This is a genomic window from Streptomyces sindenensis (assembly GCF_014649035.1).
Taxonomy (GTDB): Bacteria; Actinomycetota; Actinomycetes; order Streptomycetales; family Streptomycetaceae; genus Streptomyces; species Streptomyces sindenensis.
Genome location: NZ_BMSG01000079.1, coordinates 1 through 1,328, shown reverse-complemented (window position 1 = coordinate 1,328; position 1,328 = coordinate 1). Strand labels below are relative to the sequence as shown.

At 68.7% G+C, this 1,328-nt stretch carries 1 protein-coding gene; it reads right to left on the bottom strand.

Annotation, left to right across the window (positions count from 1 at the left end; genetic code table 11):
• Positions 1-1,154: IS110 family RNA-guided transposase (locus IE145_RS33095; protein WP_444545686.1), on the bottom strand; the 1,154-nt coding region annotated here is incomplete at its 3' end.
• Positions 1,155-1,328 lie beyond the last annotated feature (174 nt).

Below are 1,328 nucleotides of genomic sequence, written 5' to 3'. Positions count from 1 at the left end.
CACTGTCCGTCACGGATCATCGCCCACAGAACGTTGAGGCGTCGGCGGGCGAGGGCCAGCAGCGCCTGCTTGTGGCTCTTCCCCTCGCTTCGCTTCCGTTGGTAGTACGCCTTCGATGCCGGACACGTCGTGATGCTGACCATCGCCGACAGGTACATCGACCGCAACAGCCCCCGGTGGTACCGCCTCGGCCTGCGCAGGTTGCCGCTGACGCGGCCCGAGTCCCGGGGCCTGGGGGCCAGGCCGGCGAAGCCGGCCAGGCGGTCGGCACTGCCGAAGGCCTCCATGTCACCGCCGGTTGCGGCGATGAACTCGGCGCCGAGCTTGGGACCCATGCCGGGCAGGCTGCGGATCACCTCGGCATGAGGGTGCTCGCGAAACTTGGCCTCGATCAGGGCGTCGAGCTCGGCGATCTCCTCATCGAGGGCCATCACCCCCTTCGCGAGGCGGACCACCATGGCGGCGGCCAGCTTCTCGCCGGGCAGTGCGGTCATCTGGGCCTGGGCAGCCTCCACCGCCGTCTTCGCGAGCGCGGCGGCGCCGCGGACCTTGCGGTTCTTCAGCCAGGTCTCGATCCGCTTGACGCCTGCGCGGCGGATCGCGGCCGGGTTCTGGTATCCGGTCAGCAGCATGACCGGGCCCTTGTTGACCAGGTCCAGCGACCGCTCCAGCGCGGGGAAGATCTCCAGCAGTTGGGCCCGCAGGCGGTTGATCTGCCGGGTCCGGTCGAAGACCACGTCCAGGCGGCGAGTGGTCAGGGTCCGCAGGTCGACGGCAATCTCGTCGCCGGGCCGCAGCAGGCCGATGTCCCGGCGGACGCGGGCTTGGTCGGCAATGACGAAGGCGTCCTTGGCGTCCGTCTTGCCCTCGCCCTTGTAGGTGGCCGAAGCCCGGTGGACCGCCAGGCCGGTGAGGTAGGCCATGGGCTGGTCGTGGCTCAGGAGCAGGCCGATCAGCAGGGCGGCACCGCCGTGGTTGAGGTCGACGGCCCACAGCACGTCGGTGGATATCTCCAAGACGTCGCCGATGAGGTGGAGCAGCTCGGTCTCGTCGTTCAGGACGCGACGGGACAGCAGCCGTTCACCGTCCGCGTTGATCACCACGCAGTGGTGATGTTCCTTGCCGATGTCCACTCCGGCCCAGATCTCGGGCACGGTCACCTCCGCCAGCTCGCCGTCACATCACACCCGCAGACGACTTCGCCGACGTTGTCCTACAGCAGCGATCGAGTCGCGTCTCCCAATTGGCGGTCGAGTCGTCGCGGGGCTCCGGGCGGCCAAGTCCTTTGAGCCGTCGAGCGGTCTAACCCGTGACAGCCATACCCAGAG